We start from the raw sequence: 18,379 nt of genomic DNA, 5'->3' as shown, positions 1-18,379 counted from the left end.
GCTCTCCGCTTACAGGCGTGGCTCGACACGGCCAGGGCCGGCCGGGGCCGGTGGCGGGTTGTCGCGGTAGCGATCGCGGCGATCGGCGGCCACTGGCGCTGCGGCCATCACCTCATCGTCCTCTTCGGCCTGGCGCCGGGTGGTGGCCTCGGCCTTCTCCCGGCGTTCGCGGGCGCGTTTTTCCAGCGGCCAGCGCAGCAGGACGAAGAGGATGTAGACGGCGAAGGCGATCATGCCGTACATGGCCAGGTCCGACGCCGCGCGCCAGGCGTTGTTGCCGACCTTGAACGCCAGGTCCAGGGTGGTGATGGCGATGGCCGGGGCGAAGCTTTCCTTGACCGGGTCGACGATGGTCGGGGTCAGCAGCAGCACCGCCAGGACCACCCGCAGCGGTTCGCGCAGCCAGCGCCACATCCAGCCGGTGAGTTTGAAGCCCACCAGCAGGCAGCCCAGGGCGGCAAAAGCGTACAGGCCCCAGGCGAGGGTGTAGTCGTTCTCGGTCATGGTGTTCGTGCAAGCCAGGCAAAGAGATGCCTATGATAAACACTTTTCCGGATGCCGGCGCGTCCACCGCCAACCGAGGGCTGCTGCAGCGGCCCCTTCGCGGGCAAGCCCGCTCCCACAAGGTCCTGCGAACCCTCTCATCGGTGATCGACTCGGGCCCTGTGGGGGCGGGCCCGCGCAAGGGGGCCACCTCGCCAGCACGAGCCCACAGCCAAGAGACTTTCCATGCCCGCCACCACCCGCACGCTCCAGCCGCCCATCGCCCGCCAGGCCCCGGGCGCCGATCCCTACGCCTGGCTGCAAGCCCGCGACACCCCCGAGGTCCTGGCCTACCTGGCCGAAGAGAACGCCTACCAGGAGGCCTGCCTGGCCGACCAGGCGCCCTTGCGCGAGCACTTGTTCGAGGAAATCAAAGGCCGCATCCTGGAAACCGATCTGTCGCTGCCCTCGCCCTGGGGCCCATACCTGTACTACACCCGCACCACCGCCGGCGACGAATACCCGCGCCACTACCGCTGCCCGCGCCCGGAGGACGACGCCAACACAGTCGATGAAAGCCGCGAGCAACTGCTGCTCGACCCCAACGCGCTGGCCGCTGGCGGCTTCCTGGCCCTCGGCACGTTCAACGTCAGCCCCGACCATCGCCTGCTGGCCTACAGCCTCGACACCAGCGGCGACGAGGTCTACACCCTGTACGTCAAGGACCTGGCCAGCGGCAGCGTCACCGCCCTGCCCTTCGAGGACTGCGACGGCAGCATGACCTGGGCCAACGACAGCCGCACGCTGTTCTTCGCCGAACTGGACGACACCCACCGCCCTTGGCGCCTGCGTCGCCATACCCTGGGCGAAGACAGCGCACCGACGGTGTTCGAAGAGCCCGACGGCCGCTTCTTCCTGCATTGCTACCGGGCCAGCTCCGAACGCCAGTTGGTCCTGTCGCTCAACAGCAAGACCACCAGCGAAGCCTGGGTGCTGGATGCCGAAACCCCGCTGGCGCCCTTCACCTGCCTGGCGCCCCGGGTCGAGGGCCACGAGTACTTCCCCGACCACGGCCAGCTCGACGGTCAGTGGCGCTGGTTCATCCGCAGCAACCAGGACGGCATCAACTTCGCCCTGTTCCACGCGCCGGCCGAGCAAGTCCCCAGCCGCGACCAGTGGCAGGCGCTGGTGCCGCACCGCGACGATGTCATGCTCGAAGGCCTGAGCCTGAATGCCGGCGCCCTGACCCTGAGCCTGCGCGAAGGCGGCCTGCCGATCATCGAGGTCCGCCCCCAGGGCCTTGCGCCCTACCGCGTCGAGCTGCCGGATGCGGCCTACAGCCTCTACGTGCAGGACAGCCTGGAATTCACCAGCACGCGCATTCGCCTGCGCTACGAGGCGCTCAACCGCCCGGCCCAGGTGCGCCAGCTGGTACTGGCCAGCGGTGAGCAGGCCGTGCTCAAGCAAACCCCGGTGCTCGGCGCCTTCGACCCCGACGCCTATGTCAGCGAGCGCCTCTGGGCCGTCGCCGGAGACGGCACTCGCGTACCGATCAGCCTGGTGCGCCGCCGCCAGGACCAGGGCCGCTGCGTACCGCTCTACCTCTACGGCTACGGCGCCTATGGCGAAAGCCTCGACCCTTGGTTCTCCCACGCTCGCCTGAGCCTGCTGGAACGTGGCGTGGCCTTCGCCATCGCCCATGTGCGCGGCGGTGGCGAGCTGGGCGAGGCCTGGTACCGGGCCGGCAAGCAAGCACACAAGCAGAACAGCTTCGACGACTTCATCGCCTGCGCCGAACACCTGGTCGCCGAGGGCGTGACCAGCCGCGAGCGCCTGGTCATCAGCGGCGGCAGCGCCGGCGGCCTGCTGATGGGCGCGGTGCTCAACCAGCGCCCCGAGCTGTTCCGCTGCGCCATCGCCGAGGTACCGTTCGTCGACGTGCTCAATACCATGCTCGACCCAGAGCTGCCGCTGACCGTCACCGAGTACGACGAATGGGGCAACCCCGAGGATCCGCAGGTGTACGCGCGTATCAAGGCCTACGCCCCCTACGAGAACGTCAAGGCCCAGGCCTACCCGGCCATGCTGGTGGTCGCCGGCTACAACGACAGCCGCGTGCAGTACTGGGAGGCGGCCAAGTGGGTGGCGCGCCTGCGCACCTGCAAGACCGACGACAACCTGTTGCTGCTCAAGACCGAGATGGGCGCCGGGCACGGCGGCATGAGCGGGCGCTATCAGGGCCTGCGCGACGTGGCGCTGGAGTATGCGTTCGTCCTCAACGAACTGGGCGTGGCGTAGTCACGGGGGGCCTCGGCGGGTCCTGCCGCAGGCCCGGCAAGGGTTGGTCCTTGGGTGGGCCGGGCACGGGCATCGGTGGCAGCAAGGGCGCACCGGGCTGGTGGTCGCCCGTCTTGGGCGGGGTGCTGGGCGTGATCTGCGGATAGGGTGTCGGCGTCGGGGTGCCCGGGGCACCCGGCACGGGCGTGACGATCCGTGGCTGCAGGCTGGCGGCATCAGCCACGGGCGCGCTGGCGAGGATCAGTACGGCGAGGATCGCATGGAACATCAGCAACCTCCTGCTAGAAATCTTCCTACAGGCTAAGCCGAATATGATCGTTTTGCCTGTCCGACACCCCGCCAGCCGCGCTAGACTCGCAGGCATAACCGTCATCCGCCTGATTACAAGAAAGGTAATACCCCATGAGTTCGGCCTCCACGTCCGCCGCCACCGCCCGCCTCGACCGCATCCTCGCCGATGCCAAGCGCGACAAGGAAATGGGCTATCGCGACAAGGCGCTGAAGATGTACCCGCACGTTTGCGGCCGCTGCGCCCGGGAGTTTTCCGGCAAGCGCCTGTCGGAGCTGACCGTGCACCATCGTGACCACAACCACGACAACAACCCCCAGGACGGTTCGAACTGGGAACTGCTGTGCCTGTATTGCCATGACAACGAGCATGCCCGCTACACCGACCAGCAGTACTTCAGCGAAGGCTCGCTGAGCACGCCGAAGATCGACAAGGCGACCCACAACCCGTTCGCCGGGTTGGCGCAGCTGCTCAAGAAATGAGGTGAGCGCGGGGCGCCGCCGCGAATAGGCCAGCACTGCCTGCATGACAGGCAGTGCCGGGATCGGTGCCGAACGCCGTCAGAACAGCACCGGTACTGCTCGGATCACGAAGCGTTGATCCAGATGGTCTTGAGCTCCGTGTACTGGTCATGGGCCCAGATGGACTTGTCACGCCCACCGAAGCCAGACTCCTTGTAGCCACCGAACGGCGTCGAGGCATCGCCCTCGCCGAAGCAGTTGACCGTCACCACGCCGGCGCGGATCTCCCGCGACAGGCGCAAGGCATTGCGCAGGCTGCCGGTATAGGCCGAGGCGGCCAGGCCATAGACGGTGTCGTTGGCCAGTTCGATGGCCTGGTCAATGGTCGAGAAGGTGGTCACGCTCAGCACCGGGCCGAAGATCTCCTCGATGAACAGCTTGCTGTCGCGGGCCACGCCATCGACGATGGTCGGCTGCACGAACACGCCCGACTCGGTCTGGCCACCCTGCACCACCGAGAGCTTCTGCTCGACGGCATACTCCAGGTAGGACTTGACCTTCTCGAAGTGCGACTTGCTGACCATCGCGCCCAAGCGATTCTCCGGGTCCAACGGGTCGCCCAGCTTCCAGTCGCCCAGGTGCTTGGCCACCAACTTCAGCAGTTCGTCCTTGACGTCCTCATGGACGATCAGGCGCGAGGACGCCGAGCAGTTCTCGCCCATGTTCCAGAACGCACCGGCGGTGACGAACTGGGCCACTTCGTCCAGGTCCTCGCAGTCGTTCATGACCACGGCCGGGTTCTTGCCCCCAAGCTCCAGCACCACGCGCTTGAGGTTGGACTCGGCGGCGTACTTGAGGAACAGGCGGCCGGTATCGGTCGAGCCGGTGAAGCTGACCATGGCGATGTCCATGTGGCGACCGATCGCCTCGCCCGCCTCGCGGCCACCGCCCGGGGTGATGTTGAACACGCCCGGTGGAATGCCCGCCTCATGGGCCAGCTCGACCACGCGCAGGGCGCTGAGGGTGGTTTCCTTGGCCGGCTTGACCACGATGGAGCAACCGGCGGCCAGCGACGGGGCGATCTTCCAGGCCAGCATCAGCAGCGGGAAGTTCCACGGCAGCACCAGGCCGACCACGCCGATGGCCTCGCGCACCACCATGGTCACGGCGGCATTGCCGGTCGGGGCGGTGTTGTCGTAGATCTTGTCGATCAGCTCGGCGTGCCAACGAAGGGTGTGGATGGTTTCCGGCACATCGACGTTCTGGCACTCGCTGACCGGCTTGCCGCTGTCCAGCGCTTCCAGCACGGCCAGCTCGTGGGCGTTGTCTTCCAGCAGTTGGGCGAACTTGAGCAGCACATGCTTGCGCTCGCCAGGTTGCAGCTTGGCCCAGCGGCCGTCTTCGAAGGCGCGCTTGGCAGCAGCGACGGCAAGGTCGACGTCCTGCACGTCGCAGGCGGCGACTTCGGCCAACGGCTGGCCAGTGGCCGGGTTGGTGGTGACGAAGGTCCGGCCCGAGAGCGCATCGCGGAACTCGCCATCGATGAACGCCTGGGTTCGTGGTTGCAGTTCGGCGGCGATGGCCGCGTACTGTTCCTTGCTCAGCAATTCAGCCATTTCAGGCACCTCCAGTGATGTGCGCGATAGTGCGCTTGAGTTCGGCCACGACGCCCTTGAGGGCCTCTTTCTCTTCGCCATCCAGGCCATGCAGCGGGGCGCGCACGCCGCCGGTGGCCAGGCCATTGAGCTCGCAGCCATACTTGATCGACTGGACGAACTTGCCCCCTTCCAGGACGTCCATCAGCGGCATCATGGCGGCCATGATGCGGCGGCCCTTGTCGAAGTCCTTCTCCAGCACGCAAGCCTCGTACAGGGCCACGTGCTCGCGCGGGATGAAGTTGGAGCCGGCGCAGACCCAGCTCTTGGCACCCCAGGCGAAGAACTCCAGGGCTTGGTCGTCCCAGCCGCAGGACAGCGAGATGCTCGGGCGCTGGGTGGCCAGGCGGTGCAGTTGGTTCATGTCGCCGGAGCTTTCCTTGATGGCGACGATGTTCTTCACGTCGGCGACCGCGTCGAAGAACGCCTCGCCCATGCTCATGCCCATGCGGCCCGGGTAGTTGTAGAGCATGATCGGCAGGTCGGCAGCGGCGTCCACGGCCTTCACGTGCAGGGCGATTTCCTGCTGGGTCGGCAAAGCGTAGGGCGGCGTACCGACCAGCAGGGCGTCGGCCTTGATTTCCTTGGCGTGCTTGGCGAAGGCCACGGAATCCTCGGTCCGGATCGCGCCGGTCCCGACGATCAGCGGCAGGCGGCCGTTGAGCACGTCCTTGGCCTGGGCCGCCAGGTCGAAGCGCTCCTGGGCGGTGTGGGCGTAGTACTCGCCGGTAGAGCCGCCGATGATGACGCCATGGACCTTGGCGGCGACCAGGTACTCCAGGACCTCGGCGAACGCGGCCTTGTCGATGGAGCCATCCGCGGCCAGGGGCGTGATTGCCGGGGTGTAGATGCCTTCGAATTTCACAGTGAGTCCTCCAGTGCAACGATCGGTGTTGTTCAGGTCGCCCCGGCGAACCGGTGCGACATCTTGCGCATCAGTTCAGGGAAGCGGCCTGCTGCAGGTTCAGCGAGCGGGTCTCGGGAGCCAGGGCCCAGGAGAAGACCAGGCCAACCAAGGTGACGATGGCGGCGGCGTACATGGTGAACGCGATGCCGTAGCTGTCCAGGGCCATGGGCACCAACCAGGTGCCGACCGCCGCGCCGATCCGCGACATCGAGGTGCCCACGCCCACGGCGCCGGCACGGATCTCGGTGGGGAACAGCTCGTTCGGGTACACCAGTTGCAGCACCTGGGCGCCGCCGATGAACAGGGCGTAGGCGCCGAACAGGCCGAGGATCACCATCTCGGAACCGGCGTGGAAGACGCCCAGCCCCAGCAGTGCGAGGCCCGACCAGCAAAAGCTGTGGATCAGCATGCTGCGCCGCCCCAGGGTGTTGATCAGGCGCGTGGCGATGATGCAGCCGACGACGAACAGCAAGGTGATGGCCACCGAGCCGACCGAGGCCCAGTCGCCCTTGAGGTTGAGCGCTGCGAGCACCTTCGGTGCGAAGGCATACACGGCGAACACCGGGATCACCGAGCAGGTCCAGAACATGGTGACGAACAGCATGCGCTTGCCATACCCCGAGTGCAGCAGGCTGAGGAACGAGAGCTTCTTCTGCTCAGGCTCTTCCGGCAGGTTGCGCAGGGAGAAACCGTTGCCATAGACCTGCCGGATCACCGCCTCGGCCTCGTCGGCGCGCCCCTTGCTCAATAGCCAGCGCGGCGACTCCGGGGTGCCGATGCGCACCAGCAGCAACAGCGCGCCGATCAGCGCCGGGCTGGCCAGCACCAGGCGCCAGGCCTCGTCGCCCCCCTGGCGCAGGATGACGTCGCCGAGGATGTAGGCGAAGGCAGCACCGGCGAACCAGAGGATGGTCAGGGTGGCCAGGCGCGGGCCACGGTTCTTCTTCGGCAGGAACTCCACCAGCAGCGAGGTGGCCACCGGGTATTCGATGCCCACGGCGATGCCGATGGAAAAACGCAGCAGGAACAGCGCCACGGCCGATTCCACCCAGAACTGGCTGAGCGAAGCCAGGATGAACAAGGTCGGGCCAACGAAGAACACGCGCTTGCGCCCGAGGCGATCGGTCAGCCAACCACCGAGGAAGCCGCCGAAGAAGATGCCGATCAGCGCCGAAGCGGCGATCATGCCCTGCCAGAAGCTGGAAAGGCCCAGGCCAGCGGACATCTGCACCATGGCCACGCCGATGATGCTCAGCACGTAGCCATCGACGAACGAGCCGCCGCCGGACCGCAGGGTCAGCAACTGGTGAAAACGGTTGATCGGTACATCTTCAACGGAAATATTCGGACTTGTCATTATTGTTCCTGTTACTTCTGTATTGCGCTTTGTTCAGGACGAGCGAATCCGCGAAACCGAAAACAGCATTCAGTCCCGTTTGATCGAACTGCACATCTCGACCGTGGATTTCGGGCAAGGGGCGCCCGTGCCGGGCACACTGCGCCCGGCGGATTACACGCGATTCGTTAACCTAGCGAGCCATCAGCTTTCTTTTCCGGCGCGGTACTGCCCCCACATCAGGTTCAGGTTCAGGCCCAGGGAAACCAAGGGCTGCGGTGGATTCGCACAAGGCCCAGGGGCGTTCAGGAGAAAATCGATCAACTCGTTTCGCTCGCCCGCCAGCCAGTCGGCCAGCAGTTTCCCGGTGACGGTGCCGCGCGTCACGCCCAGGCCGTTGCAGCACAATGCGCCGTATACATTCGGCGCCAACTTGCCGAAGAAGCCCATGTGATTGCGCGACAGGGCCAGGGCACCGCCCCAGGTGTATTCGAAGTCCACCCCGGGCAACATCGGGAAGCGCCGTTCGAACGAGGCACGGTGGCGGTGGACGAAGCGCTCCAGGTACTTGCGGTTGGCACGCCCGTCCGGGTTGTAGCTGAAGCTGTTGCGGATCAGCAGGCGGTTGTCGGGCGTGCGGCGCAAGGTGGTGCCGAACGGGTCCGCCGGAATCACGCCCCAGTATGGCTTGCCACCCAGGCGTGCCTGCTCTTGTTCGGTCAGCGGGCGGGTCAGGCTGCCATAGGTGAACACCGGCAGCATGCGGCCCTTGAGAAAGCCAAAGCTCATGCCGAAGGCATTGGTGGTCAGCACCAGGTTGTCGGCAGTGATCGAGCCGTTGGCGTGGCGCAGCACCACCTTGTCGCCATACTCCACGTCGGTGATCGGCGTGTGCTCGTAGAGCGAGACGTTGGCCGGCAGGCTGTCGGCCAGGCCCTTGACCAAGGCGGACGGCTGGATCAGCGCGGTGCCGGGAGTGAACAGGCCCTTGCGGTAGAAATGCGTGCCGATGTGCTCGGGCAGGTCGCGGCCGTCGATCATCTCGTAGGGCTGGCCCAGCTTGTCCAGGCCACGGCGGTAGGCGTCCAGCACGGCGATGCCACGGTCCTCGACGGCGGCCTGGTACTTGCCGCAGTGGGTGAACTGGCAATCGATGTCGTAGCGTTCGACCAGTTCCTTGAGAAACGACTGGCCCCCCAGGTTCAGCTTGAGGACGGTCTTGGCGATGTCGATGTCGCCGATGTAGTCCTCGGCGCCGATGTCATGGGGCAAGTCGATGGCGAAACCGGCGTTGCGCCCGGAGGTGCCGAAGCCCACTTCCTGGGCCTCGATCAGCACGACCTGGTCATCGGGGAAGTTCGTTGCCAGCTGGCGCGCCGCGGCCAGACCGGTGAAGCCGGCGCCGACCACGACCCAACGGGCCTTGCTGTTGCCACTGTGGGCCGGACGGGGCTGCCGGGGCTTGCTCAGGTGGTACCAGCCACAGGAGGCATCATCGGCAGGCAACGAAGTTATTCTTGTCATCTCATGAACCTGGGTATTGTTGTTGACTTGCGATCACCGCCATGGCGGTGACTGGACCTCACAGCGCCAAGGGCACGTCCATCCCCTGTGGCGCGGCGTATTCGGCCATGCGCCGGCGCGACAGCTCCATGTGTGCGCGAATCACCCGCCCGGCGGTCTCCGTGTCCCGCCGCTCGATCGCCTCGATGACCTGGTCGTGCTGGTCGCAGGCCAGCTCCAGGTCGCGTTGCATGTCGTCAGTGGTGGGGTGGCGGTAGAAGATCTTGCCCAGGCGCGTATGGTCGATGAGGATCCGACGCAGGCTCGGCAGCAGGTAGTCGTTGTGCGCCATCTTGCCGATCTCCAGGTGGAAGGCATCGTTGTAGAGCACGCGGTTTTCCACGTCCCGCTCCTCGATGGCCTTGCGGAACAGCGCCTGGATGCCCTTGAGTACCTCGACCTCGGCCGCGCTCGCATGGAGCGCGGCCAGCTGGGTGGTGGCCACGTAGATCAGCGGTGCGGCGAGGAAGAAGCTGTGCAGCGACTCGTGGTTCATCGCCGCCACCCGTGGTGCGCGGTTGGCTTCCAGCTCGATGTAGCCCTCGGCGGCGATCTGGCGCAGCAGTTCACGCACCGGCGGACGCGACAGGCCGAATTCGTCGCACAAGGCCAGTTCGTCCACCACCGCCCCGGGCGCGAGCTCCATGCTGAGGATCCGCCGCCGCAAGGCGTCGGCCAGGACGACCTTGCGGTCCTGGGGCGCTTCGGCACTGATCGGTTGGAGGTTGGCGGTGGCTTTCATGGTGGCCTTCTTTGTTGTCATGGCTCTGTGTCTACAGTTTGTATAACGAATATAGGGGAGCGTTAGACAATATGTCTACAGCTTTTTCGATGAACGGCTTATGCCCTGGAACCCGCATGAAACAAGGGCTTCAGTAGCATCTGGCTATTTGAGCACAGCGGCCCAGAGGCTGTCGCGAGATGCATGCCCAGATACGACAGGAAAGTCATCCAGACATGACGAATCGCCCTGAGATCGATCATTTTTCGTACACCCCAAGGCCCGTCCGGCACATGGAAGGAACGGGGGATCTTCACCAGGGTCAGCTGCATACCAACCCTTGGAGGAGGCCTTTCCATGCTCGATATCCATTCGCCAAGCCTGTCGCGCGACCACAATGTCCATGGTTGGGAACGCGCCAGCTCCCTGGCCGGCGGTGCCCTGATGATCAGCAAGGGGCTGCGTCATGGTGGCCTGCTTGGCTTGTTGCAGGTTGCAGTGGGTGGCATGGCCCTGGCCCGGGGCATCAGCGGGCACTGCTCGACCAAGGCCTGGTGGCAGCGGCAGCGGGCGGAATATCACCGCCTGCGCGACGACATCGAGCGCAGTGCAGCAGAGCTGAAGGCGATCGAGGCCCGGGCAGAGACGGCGGCGCAGACGGTGGCGAAGCCTTGAGCGCTGTTTTGCCTGGCCAGCCCCATTCGCGGGCAAGCCCGCCCCAGCGCTGACTTCAAGCACGGCGTGATTCTGGGAGATCACCCAGCCCTTCGGGCTACGCTGTCGCGCAGAGAACAGAGACCGAAAGAGCAACGGGGCCCCTGTGGGAGCGGGCTTGCCCGCGATCAAGGGCGTAGCCCTTGCCATATGTCGGTGGTGTCAGGGCTGGCCCAATCGCCGGCAAGCCGGCTCCCGCAGAGTGGTCGAGTCGATCACAAGTAATGTGGTTTGCAGGGGCCTGTGGGAGCGGGCTTGCCCGCGAACAAGGGCGTAGCCCTTGCCATATGTCGGTGGTGTCAGGGCTGGCCCAGTCGCCGGCAAGCCGGCTCCCACAGGGCGGTCGAGTCGATCACAAGTAATGTGGTTTGCAGGGGCCTGTGGGAGCGGGCTTGCCCGCGATCAAGGGCGTAGCCCTTGCCATATGTCGGTGGTGTCAGGGCTGGCCCAATCGCCGGCAAGCCGGCTCCCACAGGCTGGTCGAGTCGATCACAAGTAATGTGCTTTGCAGGGGCCCGTGGGAGCGGGCTTGCCCGCGATCAAGGGCGTAGCCCTTGCCATATGTCGGTGGTGTCAGGGCTGGCCCAATCGCCGGCAAGCCGGCTCCCACAGAGTGGTCGAGTCGATCACAAGTAATGTGGTTTGCAGGGGCCTGTGGGAGCGGGCTTGCCCGCGAACAAGGGCGTAGCCCTTGCCATGCACCGGTGATGTTGGGGCCAGCCTTTTCGCGCGCTAGCGCAACAGCTTGCTCTGCAACACCTCGGAGCGCCGCCCGAGCACGCTCTCGCTGATCTGCACGAACTCCTCGTTGCTGACGCTGGACAACCGCATCAGCGCCTGGGTGACGTCATCCAGCGAGCGCTTGTCATGGGTATGCAGGCGGATCTCGCGGTCCAGCGCCTGGAGCAACAGCACGCCGCGGGCCACCTGGGCGGCGTCGGCCTTGTCGCCACGCAGGCGGGTGACCTTGGCGCCCTGCTGGTGCAGGCGCGCCTGCAGGGCCTGGTAGCGGTCGTCGCCCATGCCGCCGGCACGACGCAACAGCTCGGTGGCGTAGTAGTCGGCCAGGCTTTCGCCCAGCCAGTCGCTGCCATCCCGGTCATTGACCTGGGCGAACAACTGCACCAGCTCGCGCAGCAAGGGGCTGGTGCCGCTCTCGCCGATCAACGGACGGCTGCTGTGCACGTACAGGGAGTTGTGCCCACCCAGGACCCCGCGCCACATCTCGTCACGCGCACCAACCAGCAGCAGCTTGGGCGGGTTGCGCGGAAACACCGCTTGCAACTGGGGCCAGACGAACGTCAGCAGGGTCAGGGTGTCCATGCGCCGCATGCCCTGCCCTTGCGGCGCGGCCACGGTCACCTCCGTCTCGCCCAGGCGGGCACGGCGGCTGCCGAGGTTGCCGGCCAGCATCCAGCCAGTGGGGCGGTCGAACAGGCGCGAGACATTGTCGACGCGAAACTTGTGCTTGCCGATACGCGGCCAGGCAGTCTCGACGCTCTTCCAGCCCTCGGGCAGCTCGAACGCCAGGCGCGCCACCAGCTCGGTGCCATCCTGCTGGTCGAGGCGCGCCGCTGGCACCAACTGGTCGCCGCGAAACAGCGCCCAGCGCGGGGTGATGCGGCTTTCATAGGTAACGCCCTGGGGCTTCTGGTCCAGTTGCACGCGGTAACTGAGGCTGGCCTTGCCCGGGGCCGGGTGCCAGATCCCCCGTTGCGCCTGCACCTGCCATTGGCCATCGGCCAGGAAGCCGCTGTAGACGCCGCCCTTGCCCAGGTCGAAATCCAGGCTGCGCACCGCGCTGCCATCGGCCAGGACCAGGCGCACCTCGGCCTGGCCGCTCTGGGGCAGCAGGCGCACCTGGTAATCCAGGTCGACCTTGCGCGCCCAGGCGGGGAAGCAGGCCGTCAGGCCCAGGACCAACAAGAGGTGGCGACGCATACAGAAACTCCTTTTTCCCAGACGCGACAGGCCCAGGCAGCTCAACCGGCGCGAAAGATCAGGTGGTCTTCCCAGTCGTCTTCGTCCACGTCGTTCTCGCTGAGCATACGCCCCGACTGGGAAATACGCTGCTCATGCACTTGTTTGCGATCACCGCAAACCAGATGATGCCAGGTCGGCAGGTCCTTGCCTTCGCTGACCAGGCGATAACCGCAGGTGGTCGGCAGCCACTTGAACTGGTCGGCCTTGCCGGGGGTGAGCTGGATGCAGTCCGGCACCTGGGCGAAACGGTTGGGGTAGTCGCTGCACTGGCAGGTGTCGAGGTCCAGCAGCTTGCAGGCAATGCGCGTGTAGTAGACGCTGTTGTCGTCCTCGTCCTCGAGCTTCTGCAGGCAGCACAGGCCGCAGCCGTCGCAGAGCGACTCCCATTCCCGGGGATCGAGTTGCTCGAGGGTCTTGCGCCGCCAGAAGGGCGCGTTGTCAGCGATCATCACAGGTTTCCTGCATAAGGCCAGCGACGAGCGTCAAGCAAGCGCGGGCGCGTAACGACTTCTCTGGTGGCGTGCAGCTCGATGCTTGCTGCTGGCATCTGCCACGGCGGCGCCAGTCTAGAGCCTGTCCCCGGTCAATGCCAGACCGCTTGTCAGCGGCGAGCGGACGCAGTAGCGTGCGCGCTTTCCCTTCCCTTGCAGGAGCGACCCATGAGCGCCAACCCGCGCATTGCCGACTACGCCATCAACGAGCAGTTCATCAACCGCTGGTCGCCACGGGCATTCACCGCCGAGCCGATCAGCCAGGAAACCCTGCTGGGCTTCCTGGAAGCCGCGCGCTGGGCACCTTCGGCCTACAACTCGCAACCCTGGCGCTTCCTCTATGCCCGCCGCGACACGCCGAACTGGGAGCGCTACCTGGGCATCCTCAACGAATTCAACCGCAGCTGGGCCCAGCACGCCTCGGCGCTGGTGCTGATCATGTCCAAGACGACCTTCACCGCCCCGGGCGCCAGCGAGCAAACCCCGGCGCTGTGGCACACCTTCGACACCGGCTCGGCCTGGGGCCACCTGGCCCTGCAGGCCAGCATCAGCGGCTGGCACACCCACGGCATGGCCGGCTTCGACCAGGCGCTGGCGCGTCAGGCACTGAAGATCCCCGAGGGCTACGCCCTGCATGCGATGGTGGCGATCGGCAAGCTGGGCGACAAGGCAACCCTCGCCGAAGGCCTGCAAGCCCGCGAAGTCCCCAGCCCTCGCCGCCCCCTGAGCGAACTGGCCGCCGAAGGCGATTTCAACCTTCTCTAAGCGGCAAACTGCAAGCCTCAAGCTGCAAGAAGATCGATGTCGCCTCTGGACCGGGGCATGATCCAAGATCGAAAGCTCGGCACGATCTCTCTTGCAGCTTGAAGCTTGCCGCTCAATACCCCCGCCCGAAATCCACCTCTCCTCGCAATGCCCGGCCCGCCTGGTACGCCCGCACGTTCTCGACGAACAACCGCACCATCGCCGTCGGCGAGGTGGGGGCCGAACTGTGGCCGGTCAGCAGCAGGCCCCAGGCGGTCCAGAACGGGTGGCTCCGGGGCAAGGGCTCCTGGCGGCAGACGTCGATTACCGCGCCGGCCAAGTGGCCCTGCTTCAAGGCTTCGACCAAGTCGTCATCGACCACCGCCACGCCGCGCCCGGCATTGATGAACAACGCGCTGGGCTTGAAGCGCCGGAACAGCGCCGCATCGTACAAATCATGGGTCTGCGGGGTGTCCGGCAGCAGGTTGAGCACGTAGTCGGCCTGCTCCACCAACCGCGGCAACGCGTCCAGGCCAGCTACCTCGACGAACGGCGCCTGCTGGCGGGTACTGCTGGCGATGCCATGCAGGGACACCCCGAACGGCGCGAGCAGTTCCGCGACCCGCTGGCCGATGTCGCCGGTACCCACGACCAGCACCCGCCGCCCTTCCAGGCTGCGCCCGGGGCGGTCGTCCCAGCGCCGCTCGGCCTGGCTGGCCAGCCGCGCCAGTACGTCGCGCTCGTGGCCGAGCATGTAGGTCAGCATGTACTCGGCCATGACCTGGCCGAAGATGCCCACGGCACGGGTCAGACGGTAGTCGCGGGGCAACCCCTCGGCCAGCAGCGGGGTAACCCCCGCCCAGGTCGATTGCACCCAGCGTGGCCTGTGGCCCTGGCGCAGGAGGCTGGCCAGCAGGTCAGGCTGGCCCAGCCATACCGTGCATTCGGCTGCCTGGCGTGCCAGTTCGGCGGCGTCGCCGCTGGTCAGTACCTCCAGGTCTGGTGCCGCCTCGCCCAGCAGGCGGGCATAGTGGGCATGATCCTGTTCAGCGATCAGAACGCGCATGTCGAAAACCTTGGCAGACAACAACGAAGGCGGCCCGGCAGACGGACCGCTTGGCAGGGTGAGGCGAACGGCCCGGAATCAGGCCGGGTCGTTGCGGCGCAGCAGTTCTTCGGGCAGGTGCTCGATGTAGTCGTCCTCGGGCGGCGGCATCTGCAGGTGGTAGCCCTGGTTGTCGAGGTTCTCCAAGACCTTGGCGATGTCCTCGCGGGCCAGCTTGCGCTCGGGGGTGAGCACCAGGTCGAAGGCGTGCACCGGGGTGCCGAAGAACGGCAGCAGGCCCTCCGGCACACGCTCCAGGCCATCGGCCTTGAGCACGTAGAGGTACATCTCGTTCTTGCGTGGGCTCTTGTAGATCGAACAGATACGTTTCATCAGGATTCTCCGGCACCTGCCAGGCTGTCCAGCAGGGCCTGGCCCATGCGCTCGCGACGCCAGCCGCGCAGCGAATCGGGCAGTTGATAGGGGCCGTTGGGGAAGCCACTCTTGAGCAAGGCCTCCAGGGTCTTCTTGCGCAGCATCAGCTCCGGGGCGATGCCCAGGCGCTCGCCTTCGGCCTGGCCAACCCCACGCAGGCGCTTGAGGATAGCGGCGGCCTCGATCGGCAGCGGCTCGGGCAACGCGGGCGGCCACTGCGCCTCGGGCAGGCTGGCGGCGCGCTTGATCAGCTCGAGGAGGAACTCGCCGTCCTGGCGGATGGTGCGCGGGTGCATGTCGTCGATCTTCGCCAGGGCCGACAGGCTGTCCGGCTGGTGCCTGGCCATGGGCCAGAGCGCGTGTTCGCGCAGGATGCGGTTGCGCGGCAGGTCGCGGCCACGGGCCTGGCGCTCACGCCAGGCGCACAGTTCGCGCAGCACCGCCAGCTGCTGGCGCGACAGCTTCCAGGCCAGCTTGACGTCGCGGTACAGGGCCTCGGGCTCGACCTCCCGGCGCAATTGGGCGACCAGCTCGGCGCCGTCCTCCAGCACCCAGGCGTACTTGTCGTCCGACAGCCGCGGGCGCAGGGCGGTGAACAGCTCGGCCAGGTGCACGGCGTCCTCGGCGGCATAGCTGACCTGGGTCTCGGACAACGGCCGCTGCAACCAGTCCGAGCGGGTCTCGCCCTTGGGCAGGTCGATCCCCAGGACCTCCTGCACCAGCCGCGAATAGCCCATGGAAAAACCGATGTTCAGGTAGCCGGCGGCCAGCTGGGTGTCGAACAACGGTTGCGGCAGCTTGCCGGTCAGGCGCAGGAGCACTTCCAGGTCCTCGCTGCAGGCATGCAGGACCTTGACCACGCCATTGTCCTCGAGCAGCCCGGCCAGCGGTTGCCAGTCGCCGATCAGCAAGGGGTCGATCAGGAAGGCCCGCTGACCGTCGCCGACCTGGATCAGGCCGGCCTTGGGATAGAAGGTGTCGACCCGCATGAATTCGGTGTCGAGCGCTACGAAAGGCAGTTCGCGCCAGGCCCGGCAGTGTTCGGCCAGGGTCTGGTCGTCACGGATCCAGTGTATTTCGATGGCCACGAGGCTCTCCCACAAACATTGGCGCGCAGTATATACGGCGCGGGGCCTGGGGGTGAAACCTGGCGGGCGATCGGCGCAGTCGCTCAGCCGGGCAGGTGCAGCTTGGCGTAGGGTTCGCGGTCGATGTCCAGCACTTCCACGCACAGCTGGATATCCAGCCCGGCCCTGGTCGGGATCGCCTCGCGCAGCACCTCCAGCAGGCTGCCGGACAGCTGCTTCTTCACCTGCGGTGAACGCCCGCTGAGGATCGCCAGGCGTACGTGGGCGAAGGCCCGCTCGCCCGGTGCGGTGCCTACCCGGTACTGGGCGAAAGCCTGGGCGCGGCTCTTGATGTCCAGCTCGTCGGCGAACTGGCCGCTGCCGACCAGGGCATGGTTCAGGCGCATGAGCAGCAGGTCGACGTTCAGGTCGCCCAGGTTGTCGCTGTATTCCAGGTTCAGATGAGGCATGGCGCGGGTTCCGGGTCACGGGAGGGAGTGCGACAGCCTACCCCAGTCCCTGACCTGCGCAAAGACGACTATCCTCAAGGTTCAGGACTTTTCGCCAACCCCTGACCCGAGGTGAAGAAATGCCAGTCCCGCATGATCTGCTCGCTGACCTGCACATTTGCGCTGAAGATTTCCAGGCGCTCATCGACAAGGACCAGACGCTGCATCAACTGCACAAGGAGTACAACGCCAAGGACAAGGAAGTGGTGGCCGCCGAAGGCAACGGTACTTCCGACGATGCGGTCAACCGCTTGCGCAAGGAGCGGTTGTTGATCAAGGACAAGATCGAACGGATCATCCATCCGCCCAAATCCTGACCCTTCCCACCGCCCCTTCGCGGGCCGGCCAGTCAAGTGGCATTGGGGCTGCGTTGCAGCCCATCGCCGGCAAGCCGGCTCCCACACAGTCCCTGCAAACCGCATCATCCAGGGTACGACTCGTACCTGTGGGAGCCGGCTTGCCGGCGATGGGGCGCGAAGCGGCCCCAGGCACCTATACCGCCGCCGAAGCCTTCAGCGCAGTGTCCAGGTCATCGATCAAGTCACGATGATCCTCGATCCCCACCGACAACCGCAGCAGGTTCTCGCCGATCCCCATCGCCTCCTTCTGCTCCGGGCTCAGGGAGTTGTGCGACATGCTCCAGGAGTGGTTGATCATGCTCTCCACGCCCCCCAGCGAGTCGGCCAGGACGAAGATCGACAGCGCCTCGACCAGCCGCTCGACCGCCGCCCGACCGCCCTTGACCTTCATCGCCACCACCGCCCCGCCGCTGCGCATCTGGCGCTTGCACAGCGCGTGCTGCGGATGGCTCTCCAGCTCCGGGTAGTAGACCTGCTCGACCTGCGCATGCCCTTCGAGAAAGCGCGCCACGCGCAGGGCGTTGGCGCACTGGCGCTCCATGCGCACGTCGAGGGTCTTGAGGCCGCGCAGGGCCAGGTAGCAGTCGAACGGCCCCTGGATCGCGCCAACGGCCATGCTGATCTGCGCAGCCGCGCCAGCAGCGCGTCGTTGCCCGCCACCACCACGCCACCGATGAGGTCGGAATGGCCACCGATGTACTTGCTCGCCGAGTGCATCACCAGGTCCACGCCGAGGGTGATCGGCCGCTGGTTCCAGGGCGAGCAGAAGGTGTTGTCGATGCAGGTGAGGATGCCGTGCTCGCGGGCCAGGGCGCAGATGGCCTGGATGTCCACCAGGTGCAGCAACGGGTTGGTCGGCGACTCGATCCAGATCAGCCGGGTCTCGGGGCGGATCGCCGCGGCCACGGCCTGCAGGTCGTTGAGGTCGACGTAGGTGGTGGTCAGGCCCGAGGTGTGGCTGCGGTAGTCTTCCAGCAGGCGGAAAGTACCGCCGTAGACGCCGTTCATCACCACCACGTGGGCATCCTTGGGCAGCAGCTCCAGCACGGTGGCCGTGGCGCCCACGCCCGAAGCGGTGGCCACCGCGCCGACACCCTCCTCCAGGGCCGCGACGCAGGTCTCGTAGGCATGCCGGGTCGGGTTGCCGACGCGGCTGTAGGCGTACTCGGGGTTGTCGTCCAGGCTGCGCTTGATGAACGAGCTGGCGGTGACGATGGCCGGGAAGATGGCATTGTCGGCGACGCCGAACTGCTCGCCGGCATGGAGGGTACGGGTGGCGAAATTGCGTGGCTTGTCGGACATGATCGGGTCCATTGACT

The 18,379-nt window shown here is 66.2% G+C and carries 18 protein-coding genes and 1 pseudogene; 5 read left to right on the top strand and 14 right to left on the bottom strand.

Going from position 1 to position 18,379, the window contains the following annotated elements; translation table 11 throughout:
• Positions 1-9 precede the first annotated feature (9 nt).
• Entirely contained in the window at positions 10-504 is a 495-nt protein-coding gene (locus ACDI39_RS24545) for an MFS transporter (protein ID WP_253168055.1), read from the bottom strand.
• A 225-nt stretch (positions 505-729) separates the two neighbouring features.
• On the opposite strand from ACDI39_RS24545, the gene ACDI39_RS24540 reads away from it, so the two are divergent.
• Entirely contained in the window at positions 730-2,781 is a 2,052-nt protein-coding gene (locus tag ACDI39_RS24540; RefSeq protein ID WP_486537135.1) for a S9 family peptidase, read from the top strand.
• Here ACDI39_RS24540 and ACDI39_RS24535 read toward each other — a convergent pair.
• Positions 2,759-3,049, bottom strand: a complete 291-nt coding sequence (locus tag ACDI39_RS24535; RefSeq protein WP_225789841.1) for a hypothetical protein — start codon at positions 3,047-3,049, stop codon at positions 2,759-2,761. The genes ACDI39_RS24540 and ACDI39_RS24535 overlap by 23 nt on opposite strands.
• Positions 3,050-3,183: 134 nt before the next feature.
• Between ACDI39_RS24535 and ACDI39_RS24530 the strand changes: the two genes are divergently transcribed.
• Positions 3,184-3,552 carry a YajD family HNH nuclease gene (locus tag ACDI39_RS24530; protein WP_225789842.1) on the top strand — a complete coding sequence of 123 codons (369 nt, stop codon included), beginning with the start codon at positions 3,184-3,186 and terminating at the stop codon, positions 3,550-3,552.
• 104 nt (positions 3,553-3,656) lie between these two features.
• Here ACDI39_RS24530 and ACDI39_RS24525 read toward each other — a convergent pair whose 3' ends face one another.
• From ACDI39_RS24525 to ACDI39_RS24505, 5 genes are all read right to left on the bottom strand, one after another.
• Complete coding sequence (locus ACDI39_RS24525; protein ID WP_253081671.1) at positions 3,657-5,147, bottom strand: aldehyde dehydrogenase; 1,491 nt, start codon at positions 5,145-5,147, stop codon at positions 3,657-3,659.
• A gap of 1 nt (position 5,148) precedes the next feature.
• The gene (locus ACDI39_RS24520; protein WP_253081672.1) at positions 5,149-6,051 is read right to left on the bottom strand and encodes a dihydrodipicolinate synthase family protein; all 903 of its coding nucleotides are present in this window, start codon (positions 6,049-6,051) and stop codon (positions 5,149-5,151) included.
• A 70-nt stretch (positions 6,052-6,121) separates the two neighbouring features.
• Positions 6,122-7,450: an MFS transporter gene (locus tag ACDI39_RS24515; protein ID WP_225789845.1), complete on the bottom strand. Its 1,329-nt coding sequence runs from the start codon at positions 7,448-7,450 to the stop codon at positions 6,122-6,124.
• A 183-nt stretch (positions 7,451-7,633) separates the two neighbouring features.
• Positions 7,634-8,953 carry an NAD(P)/FAD-dependent oxidoreductase gene (locus tag ACDI39_RS24510; RefSeq protein ID WP_253081674.1) on the bottom strand — a complete coding sequence of 440 codons (1,320 nt, stop codon included), beginning with the start codon at positions 8,951-8,953 and terminating at the stop codon, positions 7,634-7,636.
• Between the two features lie 58 nt (positions 8,954-9,011).
• Positions 9,012-9,734 (bottom strand): GntR family transcriptional regulator, encoded by a 723-nt coding sequence (locus tag ACDI39_RS24505; RefSeq protein ID WP_253081675.1) that lies wholly within the window; start codon positions 9,732-9,734, stop codon positions 9,012-9,014.
• A 336-nt stretch (positions 9,735-10,070) separates the two neighbouring features.
• On the opposite strand from ACDI39_RS24505, the gene ACDI39_RS24500 reads away from it, so the two are divergent.
• On the top strand, positions 10,071-10,388 hold the full coding sequence (locus tag ACDI39_RS24500; RefSeq protein WP_253081676.1) for a YgaP-like transmembrane domain: 318 nt from the start codon (positions 10,071-10,073) through the stop codon (positions 10,386-10,388).
• 771 nt (positions 10,389-11,159) lie between these two features.
• Here the strand turns inward: ACDI39_RS24500 and ACDI39_RS24495 are convergent.
• Entirely contained in the window at positions 11,160-12,368 is a 1,209-nt protein-coding gene (locus tag ACDI39_RS24495) for a hypothetical protein (protein WP_253081786.1), read from the bottom strand.
• Positions 12,369-12,409: 41 nt separating this feature from the next.
• Positions 12,410-12,859: a YcgN family cysteine cluster protein gene (locus ACDI39_RS24490; protein WP_225790942.1), complete on the bottom strand. Its 450-nt coding sequence runs from the start codon at positions 12,857-12,859 to the stop codon at positions 12,410-12,412.
• Positions 12,860-13,069: 210 nt separating this feature from the next.
• On the opposite strand from ACDI39_RS24490, the gene ACDI39_RS24485 reads away from it, so the two are divergent.
• Positions 13,070-13,666 carry a nitroreductase family protein gene (locus tag ACDI39_RS24485; RefSeq protein ID WP_225790941.1) on the top strand — a complete coding sequence of 199 codons (597 nt, stop codon included), beginning with the start codon at positions 13,070-13,072 and terminating at the stop codon, positions 13,664-13,666.
• Between the two features lie 112 nt (positions 13,667-13,778).
• Here ACDI39_RS24485 and ACDI39_RS24480 read toward each other — a convergent pair whose 3' ends face one another.
• The 4 genes from ACDI39_RS24480 to ACDI39_RS24465 form a co-directional block, all read right to left on the bottom strand.
• Entirely contained in the window at positions 13,779-14,711 is a 933-nt protein-coding gene (locus ACDI39_RS24480; protein ID WP_225790940.1) for a D-2-hydroxyacid dehydrogenase, read from the bottom strand.
• A gap of 78 nt (positions 14,712-14,789) precedes the next feature.
• Positions 14,790-15,083 carry a YcgL domain-containing protein gene (locus tag ACDI39_RS24475; RefSeq protein WP_015271354.1) on the bottom strand — a complete coding sequence of 98 codons (294 nt, stop codon included), beginning with the start codon at positions 15,081-15,083 and terminating at the stop codon, positions 14,790-14,792.
• A complete protein-coding gene (gene rnd / locus ACDI39_RS24470) occupies positions 15,083-16,213 on the bottom strand; it encodes a ribonuclease D (RefSeq protein WP_225790939.1) in 1,131 nt (376 codons plus the stop codon). Before rnd ends, ACDI39_RS24475 begins: the two co-directional genes overlap by 1 nt.
• A gap of 83 nt (positions 16,214-16,296) precedes the next feature.
• Positions 16,297-16,662 carry a 5-carboxymethyl-2-hydroxymuconate Delta-isomerase gene (locus ACDI39_RS24465; RefSeq protein ID WP_225790938.1) on the bottom strand — a complete coding sequence of 122 codons (366 nt, stop codon included), beginning with the start codon at positions 16,660-16,662 and terminating at the stop codon, positions 16,297-16,299.
• 119 nt (positions 16,663-16,781) lie between these two features.
• Here ACDI39_RS24465 and ACDI39_RS24460 point away from each other — a divergent pair, with 119 nt between their 5' ends.
• The gene (locus tag ACDI39_RS24460) at positions 16,782-17,018 is read left to right on the top strand and encodes an HP1242/YdcH family protein (RefSeq protein WP_225790937.1); all 237 of its coding nucleotides are present in this window, start codon (positions 16,782-16,784) and stop codon (positions 17,016-17,018) included.
• Between the two features lie 175 nt (positions 17,019-17,193).
• Here the strand turns inward: ACDI39_RS24460 and ACDI39_RS24455 are convergent.
• A pseudogene (locus tag ACDI39_RS24455) lies at positions 17,194-18,374 on the bottom strand (trans-sulfuration enzyme family protein).
• Positions 18,375-18,379: the final 5 nt, after the last annotated feature.

It is taken from the genome of Pseudomonas sp. Tun-23181, from assembly GCF_057415455.1.
The sequence above is the reverse complement of the archived record's forward strand: the minus strand, read 5'-3'. Positions and strand labels throughout refer to the sequence as shown.

Excerpts from the sequence above, each read along its gene's own strand:
- ACDI39_RS24475 (WP_015271354.1), bottom strand. The coding sequence starts at position 15,083 with ATGAAACGTATCTGTTCGATCTACAAGAGCCCACGCAAGAACGAGATG.
- ACDI39_RS24465 (WP_225790938.1), bottom strand. The coding sequence starts at position 16,662 with ATGCCTCATCTGAACCTGGAATACAGCGACAACCTGGGCGACCTGAAC.
- ACDI39_RS24525 (WP_253081671.1), bottom strand. The coding sequence starts at position 5,147 with ATGGCTGAATTGCTGAGCAAGGAACAGTACGCGGCCATCGCCGCCGAA.
- ACDI39_RS24505 (WP_253081675.1), bottom strand. The coding sequence starts at position 9,734 with ATGAAAGCCACCGCCAACCTCCAACCGATCAGTGCCGAAGCGCCCCAG.
- ACDI39_RS24500 (WP_253081676.1), top strand. The coding sequence starts at position 10,071 with ATGCTCGATATCCATTCGCCAAGCCTGTCGCGCGACCACAATGTCCAT.
- ACDI39_RS24480 (WP_225790940.1), bottom strand. The coding sequence starts at position 14,711 with ATGCGCGTTCTGATCGCTGAACAGGATCATGCCCACTATGCCCGCCTG.
- ACDI39_RS24515 (WP_225789845.1), bottom strand. The coding sequence starts at position 7,450 with ATGACAAGTCCGAATATTTCCGTTGAAGATGTACCGATCAACCGTTTT.
- ACDI39_RS24530 (WP_225789842.1), top strand. The coding sequence starts at position 3,184 with ATGAGTTCGGCCTCCACGTCCGCCGCCACCGCCCGCCTCGACCGCATC.
- ACDI39_RS24510 (WP_253081674.1), bottom strand. The coding sequence starts at position 8,953 with ATGACAAGAATAACTTCGTTGCCTGCCGATGATGCCTCCTGTGGCTGG.
- ACDI39_RS24535 (WP_225789841.1), bottom strand. The coding sequence starts at position 3,049 with ATGTTCCATGCGATCCTCGCCGTACTGATCCTCGCCAGCGCGCCCGTG.
- ACDI39_RS24490 (WP_225790942.1), bottom strand. The coding sequence starts at position 12,859 with ATGATCGCTGACAACGCGCCCTTCTGGCGGCGCAAGACCCTCGAGCAA.
- ACDI39_RS24460 (WP_225790937.1), top strand. The coding sequence starts at position 16,782 with ATGCCAGTCCCGCATGATCTGCTCGCTGACCTGCACATTTGCGCTGAA.
- ACDI39_RS24540 (WP_486537135.1), top strand. The coding sequence starts at position 730 with ATGCCCGCCACCACCCGCACGCTCCAGCCGCCCATCGCCCGCCAGGCC.
- ACDI39_RS24545 (WP_253168055.1), bottom strand. The coding sequence starts at position 504 with ATGACCGAGAACGACTACACCCTCGCCTGGGGCCTGTACGCTTTTGCC.
- ACDI39_RS24495 (WP_253081786.1), bottom strand. The coding sequence starts at position 12,368 with ATGCGTCGCCACCTCTTGTTGGTCCTGGGCCTGACGGCCTGCTTCCCC.
- ACDI39_RS24485 (WP_225790941.1), top strand. The coding sequence starts at position 13,070 with ATGAGCGCCAACCCGCGCATTGCCGACTACGCCATCAACGAGCAGTTC.